Source organism: Marinobacter sp. UBA5687, assembly GCF_002420325.1.
GTDB classification, from domain to species: domain Bacteria; phylum Pseudomonadota; class Gammaproteobacteria; order Pseudomonadales; family Oleiphilaceae; genus Marinobacter; species Marinobacter nauticus.
This window is the reverse complement of record NZ_DIHV01000011.1, coordinates 39623-47761: the sequence shown is the minus strand read 5'-3', so window position 1 is coordinate 47761 and position 8139 is coordinate 39623. Positions and strand designations below refer to the sequence as shown.

Annotated in this window: 8 protein-coding genes and 1 tRNA gene; 4 read left to right on the top strand and 5 right to left on the bottom strand. The window is 57.0% G+C overall.

The window, feature by feature from the left end:
* Nucleotides 1-173: 173 nt before the first annotated feature.
* From B3Y70_RS01060 to B3Y70_RS01040, 5 genes are all read right to left on the bottom strand, one after another.
* Nucleotides 174-1397: a tyrosine-type recombinase/integrase gene (locus B3Y70_RS01060; protein WP_153741720.1), complete on the bottom strand. Its 1224-nt coding sequence runs from the start codon at nt 1395-1397 to the stop codon at nt 174-176.
* Between the two features lie 165 nt (nt 1398-1562).
* Nucleotides 1563-1638 (bottom strand) — tRNA-Phe (locus B3Y70_RS01055).
* Between the two features lie 119 nt (nt 1639-1757).
* On the bottom strand, nt 1758-2030 hold the full coding sequence (locus B3Y70_RS01050; RefSeq protein WP_153741719.1) for an oxidative damage protection protein: 273 nt from the start codon (nt 2028-2030) through the stop codon (nt 1758-1760).
* Nucleotides 2031-2094: 64 nt separating this feature from the next.
* Nucleotides 2095-3159 (bottom strand): A/G-specific adenine glycosylase, encoded by a 1065-nt coding sequence (gene mutY, locus B3Y70_RS01045; protein ID WP_199452504.1) that lies wholly within the window; start codon nt 3157-3159, stop codon nt 2095-2097.
* Nucleotides 3159-5384 (bottom strand): AsmA family protein, encoded by a 2226-nt coding sequence (locus tag B3Y70_RS01040; protein ID WP_153741717.1) that lies wholly within the window; start codon nt 5382-5384, stop codon nt 3159-3161. Before B3Y70_RS01040 ends, mutY begins: the two co-directional genes overlap by 1 nt.
* Before the next feature lie 196 nt (nt 5385-5580).
* On the opposite strand from B3Y70_RS01040, the gene B3Y70_RS01035 reads away from it, so the two are divergent.
* The 4 genes from B3Y70_RS01035 to hisA all read left to right on the top strand — a co-directional run bounded on the left by B3Y70_RS01035 (nt 5581) and on the right by hisA (nt 8138).
* Nucleotides 5581-6042, top strand: coding sequence for an SRPBCC family protein (locus B3Y70_RS01035; protein WP_153741716.1), 462 nt, complete (start codon nt 5581-5583; stop codon nt 6040-6042).
* A 102-nt stretch (nt 6043-6144) separates the two neighbouring features.
* Nucleotides 6145-6738, top strand: a complete 594-nt coding sequence (gene hisB, locus B3Y70_RS01030) for an imidazoleglycerol-phosphate dehydratase HisB (RefSeq protein ID WP_011786615.1) — start codon at nt 6145-6147, stop codon at nt 6736-6738.
* A 27-nt stretch (nt 6739-6765) separates the two neighbouring features.
* Nucleotides 6766-7407 carry an imidazole glycerol phosphate synthase subunit HisH gene (gene hisH, locus B3Y70_RS01025; protein ID WP_153741715.1) on the top strand — a complete coding sequence of 214 codons (642 nt, stop codon included), beginning with the start codon at nt 6766-6768 and terminating at the stop codon, nt 7405-7407.
* Entirely contained in the window at nt 7401-8138 is a 738-nt protein-coding gene (hisA, locus tag B3Y70_RS01020) for a 1-(5-phosphoribosyl)-5-[(5-phosphoribosylamino)methylideneamino]imidazole-4-carboxamide isomerase (protein WP_153741714.1), read from the top strand. Before hisH ends, hisA begins: the two co-directional genes overlap by 7 nt.
* Nucleotide 8139 lies beyond the last annotated feature (1 nt).

The window sequence follows — 8139 nt, the reverse complement described above, 5'->3', positions numbered from 1 at the left end:
GTCATTTTAATTGGCCATTAACAAACCTGATTTCCACTCCCGTCGGAGTGTTGTCGCCCCACACTTCTATGGGGGTCAGGAGAGCGTAGCATATAACCTCTGATCTTGGACACGATTCTGCCAAGCACCGAATGCACCCTAGCAATAACGTCTACAGTGTCCAGAATGGCTCATCAATCCAGAAGCTTTGCCGCTGACTCCAGATGCTCTTCTGTCGAATGCACGTAAATCATCGTTGTGGCGATGCTCGCGTGTCCTAACCATCGTTGAATCGTTTTGAGGTCGATATTTTTCTCTGAGGCTCGCGTTGCAAAGGTGTGTCGTAGTGCATGATGACCTTTTTCGGATGTGACGCCCGCTTGTTTTCTCACGCGACCAAACATCACTGGAATTTGGTTGTAGGGGTCAACTCCGTTTCTCGATAGCAGCAGTCCAGTCTCTCTTTGGGCTTGAATGTGGTGCTGTCTGAGGTCTTCAAGCAGTGGCTTCAATGAGCCTGTTATAGGCACCACGCGAGGCTTATAGGTTTTCGTGGAGTTCCGGATGGTGCCCTCCATCGCAACCTGATTTACTCGAATTAGCCCCCGTTCCAGATCGACGTTTTCCCACGTCAGTCCCAAGGCTTCTGACGCCCTGAGTCCGGCGAAGAGAGAAAGCCCAATCATTGCCCGGAACTCAGCCGTTTTGGCTTTGTTCTCAGTTTTCTTACCCTTGTTGGGACCACGCGTGACTGTGTTGTACTGAATTGCGCCAATATTGAGGAGGGCGTCTGTTTCTTCGCGTGTAAACGGTACAACCTCCTTTTTTTGATGCTTTACGCGGCTGAGTCGTGTCGTTGGGTTATCGAGATTCGGGTCTGACTTTTGTGCGAAATCGAACGTGCAGGAAAGCAAGCTTACAATTCGTTGGATTGTTTGGGCACTTACCTCGGCGCGTCGCAGCTCGGTACGCATGGTCTCGATCATCGCTGTGGTCATGTCACCCAGGCGGCGTTCGCCAAACCGGGGAAGCAGGTGGTTGTTCATCCGGCTGACGTTGTGCCTGTGGTCTTGGTGATGGGTTTCACTCCAATCCAGGTACTCTTTGGCGACCTCTCTAAATAGGCGGGTGGATTGTGTAGAGCGACCCGTGCGACCACTCATGCGCTCGGTGATTGCCTTGGCTCGAATTTCTGAGACGACATCCCGAGCCTGGCTAAGAGTCACGCCATCGCGGTCAGACCCAATAACGCCTTTATGTCTGATGCCGGATTGGGTGAAGTCGTAGCGCCAGGTGCCGCATCCATCCTTGCGCTTGCGATAAATAATACCGTTCTCGCTGATCTCCTGACCCGGAGCCAATTCTTTCTTCGCTTTCTCGCTGAATGTGCTTGTGCGTTTCTTGACTGCTGTAGTCACTGATACCTCCAATTGTTTGAAGGTATTTAGAAGGGGGAATGGAGGGGAAGGGCGCCAACGTAATCCAGCGTAAACCAACGTATCAGAGCGTATTGGCGTCGCCAGAAACTAAAAAGCCGAATCAACTCTTACTCATGGTAAGTTCTTGATTCGGCTTGATATTAGTGGTGCCCGGAGGCGGAATCGAACCACCGACACGGGGATTTTCAATCCCCTGCTCTACCAACTGAGCTATCCGGGCGTGTTGAGCTGTGTGCTGCAACGGGGCGCTATTAAACCGGTTTAGGGGTTGGGAGTCAAGGCCGGCCGGCAAAAATTTTCGGAAGTTTTTGCCGGTTGTTCAGGCCTTGATCAATCGTCCTATTTTTCAGGCGGTACATAGCCTTCGGCCTGGTCGAACGGCTCGTTGTTGAAGAACCGGTCCATCTGCGCCTGCAGGTATTTCCGGTTGTTCACGTCCATCAGGCTCAGGTGTTTTTCGTTGATCAGCATGGTCTGCTGATTCTGCCATTCTTCCCAGGCCAGTTTGGATACATTCTCGTAGATATCCTGGCCTTTGGGGCCGGGCATCGGGGGCATGGCCAAGCCTTCCAGTTCTTTCTGGTACTTGCGGCAGAATACAGTGCGGCTCATGTCGGCTCCTGTGCTGAGGTCAGTATGCCGGCATGATAACAGACCATCCGGCACCTTGGCTTGGTTACAGCAGGGTGGCTTGCTCGGGTTCCGTCAGCAGGGTTCGGATCGGGGCAGGCAGTCCCAGGCTGAGGGCTTCATCCCGGTGCAGCCAGCGCAAGCGGTCGGAATCGCGAACCTGGGTGTTGCCGGCCACGGGCAGGCGCACCGGTTGGATGTGCAGATGATAATGGCTGAAGGTGTGGCGAAAACCGCTGATGGGTTCCGGGTTGTGGCAGTTCAGCCCCAGCTCCCTGGCACAGGCGTCCTGCAGTTCATCTGCGCCATAGGCCGGGTCCAGTTCGGGCAGGCTCCACAGGCCGCCCCAGATGCCGCTGGGTGGCCTGCGTTCCAGCAGAATACGGCCTTCGGCATCCTCCAGGATCAGCATCCAGGTGGTTTTTTCCGGTTTTTCCTTCTTGGGCTTTGAGCCGGGGTACAGGCGGATCTCGTCACGGGCGTAGGCCAGGCAGCCATCCTTCACGGGGCAGGCCTCACATCCGGGCTTGCTGCGGGTACACACCATGGCGCCCAGGTCCATGATCGCCTGAGTGTAGTCTTTGATTCGGGCTTCTGGCGTGTGGCTCTCCGCGTGCACCCAGAGCTGGTTCAGCACGGCAGTCTGTCCCGGCCATCCGGGCACGGCGTGGTAGCGCGCCAGCACACGTTTCACGTTGCCATCTAGTATGGTTGCGCGTTTTTCAAAGGCCTGGGCGACAATGGCGGCGGCGGTAGAGCGGCCAATCCCTGTGAGGCTTTCGAGTTGTTGCTGGTCGGACGGGAATTCGCCGCCGAACTCATCCACTACCTGTTTTGCGGCCTTGTGCAGGTTGCGTGCCCGAGCGTAATAGCCCAGGCCGGACCAATGGCCGAGCACATCATCGACCGGCGCCGAGGCGAGGGCGTGGACATCGGGAAATCGGGCCATGAAGGCTTCAAAGTAGGGAATCACCGTGGTTACCTGGGTCTGTTGGAGCATGATCTCTGAAACCCACACCCGGTAAGCGTTGCGGTTGTGATGCCACGGCAGGTCGTGCCTGCCGTGTTGGTCGTACCAGCGAAGCAGTTTGTCGGCAAAACGGTCCGGCATCAGTTGAACAGTCCCTTCAGGGCGTCCTTCACCTTCTCGCCGGCATCCTCGCCCAGCTTTTCTTTCAGTTTTTCCTGCACCTTCTCTTCTGCTTTTTCTTTGGCGCGGTCCACTTCTTCGCGGGCTTTTGCCTTGGCAGCGTTGGCCGCAATGTCTTTCAGGGTGTCCCGGAAGCGGGAGCCATCAAATGAACACAAGCCGGCCGGGTCTTCGGCGAAGTTGCCCCGGCATTCCACGGGAATGACCACGTTTTCCACATACTCGGTCACGCGGCAGGCTTCGTCGCGGTGAATTTCACCAACAATGCGCAGGCTGAGTTCGTAGTCCAGGTCGGTTTGCTCAAGATCAACGGTGCCGTTGCCCTCCAGGCGCATGCCCGCAAGCGCCGCGACCAGGTCGGTGTTGTTCAGGGTGTTACCGTCGATTTTCAGTGTGCCCCGCATGTCATTGAACGGGGTAGTAGTGCCCCAGTCGGTGGTCGTCAGGGATTCCTGGTTGGCAAGGGCGATACCCTGGCAGGCCATACGGGTCAGGTTCATCTGGCGGAACTCGCCTTCGGCCAGGTTAAAGCTGATCTCGCCGTTGGCGTTTTCACGCAGGGCAGAAATCCGGTTGCCAGTGGTATCGACGGCCACTTTCAGATTGGCACCGCCGGAGAGCATGTCTACCTCGGCCAGATCGGTTAACAACGGTAGCGTCTGTACGTTGGTAACGTCCGAGCGGATGCGCCATTTCGGGTTGTCGGTACGGGCGTCGATGGTGGCGTTGGCGCCAAAGCTGCCGTAATAGAGCTTGCCGCTGAATTCGTCCACTTGCAGCAGTCCATCTTTGGCGGTAGTGCTGGCGGCGATGTCGTTGATGGTGAGGTTGCTGACAATCAGCTCGCCCAGGCCGAAATCAATGTCCAGCAGCAGGGTGCGCAGGGTCTCCAGTGGCAGCAGGTCGGTTTCAGGCTGTGATGCCCCAGCTGTTTGAGTGTTGCTGTCGGTCTGTGTGTCCCCGTTGCCTACTCCTTGCGAATCGCCTTCGGCCGAGGGCGGCAGGTAACGATCAGCATTCAGCTTGTCACCCTCTAGGTCGAACACCAGCCCACCTGTGGCGAGGTTATAGCTGCCGCCACCGTTGAAGCGGGTATCATCCAGGGTAATGACAAGGTCAGACAGCGCGACAACGCCGGGCTCGCCACCGAGATTGGTCGATAGCGCGATCGCTTTCAGTACTTCAGGATCCGTGGTTTCAATGGCGGGTTGTCCCAGATTGTTGAGAAGCTCCTTCAGGGAAAACTCGGAAATCTCAATGCGACCTTCCAGAGCCGGTTTGTCGCCAAAGCCTTTTACATTCAGATTGGTGTTGAGGCTAAGATTGGCCAGGCTGGCGGAGAAGTCGCTCAGGGAAGCGGTTTCGTTTTCCAGATTGGCGGCCAGGGAACCGGCCAGCTCTGCGGTCACCGATTCGCCACCAAACGGCTCGCCCGACATATCAAATACCGCGTTTAGGCCAGATACCGCAAATTCGTTGAGCTCTTGGTTTGCCTGGATGCGGGCCTTGATGCTGCCGTCTACCGCAAACTGTGGCTGGCTGGTTTCAACGCGGAAGCGGATATCCAGCGGGAATTCGGAACCGAGGGTGATATCACTGGCGGTTACCGTGAAGTCTTCCAGCGTAACGGACTGGCCGGTGCTCAGATCGTTGTAGTGAACGCTGGCGTTACTGATTTCAACGTTCTCGACATTAAAGTTGAGGGCTTCACCGCTGGTGGATTGTGGCTCAGGCTCGGCCGTTTCCTGGGCGGGTTGTTGTTCGGCAGCATCGGTGTCAGCCTCTGCGGTGGCGCTCTTCTCCCGCATTATCCGGGTCCAGTTGCCTTCGCCCTGTTCGTTAACTTCCAGGCGTGCATCCAGGCCATTCAGCAGAAAGGTGTTTACCTGCGGAGACATGGCAATCAGAGACCAGAAATCAATCTGGGCAATCAGTTGCTCCAGCGCGACAAACCGTTCGCCGTCCAGGTTGGCCTCAACCTGATTCAGCTCCAGGCCCAGGGGGATGAAAGACCAGCCAATGTCGCCCTCCAGCATCAGGTCCAGATTGGTCTGCTTCTCAACAGCCGCTTCAATCTGGGGTTTGTAATCGTTGGGGTTGATCACCGCAACCGCAATGGCGACGGCGGCCACTGCCAGTAACAGCAGCGCAATAACGGCGTAGATCGCATAGCGGATAACTTTCATGGCTGGGTTCCTTTTCCTGTCGGCAGGCTGGTGGCCGGCGTTTTATTGCGTGAATAAAGCAAAGGATAACGCAGGGTTAGCAAATTAACAGTGCAGGAATATGACAATGCGGTAGTCTTGGTTCAAAATACACCCCCAATTTATCCGCCGGGGCAGCCAGCCCCGAGGCACAAATAAACATAAGAAGGAGTCGGCTGTGGCCATTACCGTATCGATTGAGCTGAACCGGGATCTGGAAATTCCGGCAAGCTATGATGAAGTCTTCGATCTGTTGGCAGACGTTCCCAAATCTGCCAGCCACTTTCCGAAAGTCGATAAACTGGTGGACCTGGGCGATAACGCCTACCGCTGGGAAATGGAAAAAGTAGGCGTCGACAAACACGCTATCCAGTCGGTTTACGCCTGCACCTACCACGCCGACAAAGACGCCGGCAAAATCACCTGGTCTCCCATCAAGGGCGAGGGCAACGGGGTTGTCAGCGGTTCCTGGACCCTGACTGCCAAAGGCGACAACGCCACCGCAGTGAAATTCCAGACCAGCGCAGAGCTGACCGTTCCCCTGCCGAGCCTGCTCAAGCTGGCCATCAGCCCGGTGATCAAACACGAGTTCAACAGCCTTGTGGACACCTACATGGCCAACCTGAAAAAAGCGTTCTGAGCTATCAGGGTCATTGATCCGGTTGCGGGACTCCGGTTGAGTTAACAGGTATAATCCGCAAACAAAGTTTACGGTAACAAGCCAGTTTTCAACGGAGTCTCCATGGCCGAACGCAAGGCTCGGGTAGAACGCAATACCCTCGAAACCCAGATTACCGTCGAGATCAACCTCGACGGCACCGGCAAAGCCAATTTCGACACCGGTGTGCCGTTCCTTGAACACATGATGGACCAGATTGCCCGCCACGGCCTGGTGGATCTGGACATTACCTGCAAGGGTGACCTGCACATCGACGATCACCACACCGTGGAAGACATCGGCATCACTTTGGGCCAGGCCTTCAAACAGGCCGTGGGCGACAAAAAAGGCATTCGCCGCTATGGCCACGCCTATGTGCCCCTGGATGAAGCCCTGTCACGCGTGGTCATCGACCTGTCCGGCCGCCCCGGTTTGCTCATGGACGTACCCTACACCCGCGCCAGCGTGGGCGGGTTTGACGTCGACCTGTTCGCAGAGTTCTTCCAGGGCTTTGTGAATCACTCCATGGTGACCCTGCACATCGACAACCTGAAGGGCAAGAACACCCATCACCAGATCGAAACCGTGTTCAAAGCCTTCGGCCGCGCACTGCGCATGGCGATTGAAATGGACGAGCGCATGGCGGGTATCACCCCGTCCACCAAAGGCGCCCTGTAACCGGTCACCGAAAGGAACAGACACACCATGAAGACCGTCGCCATCATCGACTACGGCATGGGCAACCTGCATTCCGCCCGCAAAGCCGTAGAGCACGTGGCCCCGGACTGCACCGTACTGGTTACAGACGATGCCGCCAAAATCCGTGAAGCTGACCGGGTGATTCTGCCCGGTGTAGGCGCCATCCGCGACTGCATGGCCGAAATGCACCGTTTGGGCGTGGTTGAGCTCGTTAAAGACGTCTCCCAGGACCGGCCGTTCCTCGGCATCTGCGTTGGCATGCAGGCTCTGATGGCCCGCAGCGAAGAAAACGGCGGTGTGGAAGGTATTGGCCTGTTCCCGTCCGAAGTCCGCTACTTCGGTGACAACCTCACCGAAAACGGCGAACGCCTGAAAGTGCCCCACATGGGCTGGAACCAGGTGTACCAAACCCAGGACCACCCGCTCTGGCACAACATCCCGGACGGCGACCGCTTCTACTTTGTACACAGCTACTACGCCGAAGCCGAAGGCAACGTCGACATGGCCGGCCGCACTCATTATGGTGTCGACCTGGCGGCAGCGGTAGCGAGAGACAACATCTTTGCAGTGCAGTTCCACCCGGAGAAAAGTGCCCGGGCGGGGCTGCAGTTGCTGGAAAACTTTACGAACTGGACCGGAAAATGCTGATTATCCCCGCTATCGATCTGAAAGACGGCAAATGCGTAAGACTGCGTCAGGGCCGCATGGAAGACTCTACCGTATTCGGTGACGACCCCGTCGACATGGCCACCAAGTGGGTCGACGCCGGCGCCCGCCGCCTGCACCTGGTTGACCTTAATGGCGCCTTCGCCGGCGAACCGGTAAACGGTGAAATCGTAAAGGCGATGGCAGTGAAATACCCGAATCTGCCCATACAGATCGGCGGCGGCATCCGCTCGGCGGAAACTATTGAAGCCTATCTGAAGGCCGGTGTGCAGTGGGTCATCATCGGCACCAAGGCGGTTAAAGAGCCTGAATTCGTCACCGAAATGTGCAAGGAATTCCCCGGCCACATCATCGTCGGCCTGGACGCCAAAGACGGCCGCGTCGCCACCGACGGCTGGGCCGAAGTCTCCGAAGTCATGGCAGTAGACCTTGCCAAGCGCTTCGCCAACGACGGCGTGTCCTCCATTGTGTACACCGACATCGCCCGTGACGGCATGATGCAGGGCGTGAACGTCGAAGCCACCGCCAAGCTGGCAGAGGAAGGTGGCATCCCGGTGATTGCGTCTGGCGGCGTTACCAACATGGACGACCTCAAGCGCCTGGCCACCGTTGCCGACACAGGTGTCATCGGTGCTATCACCGGCCGCGCCATCTACGAAGGCACTCTGGATGTGGCGGAAGCGCAAGCCTATTGCGACAGCCTGAAAAACTGAG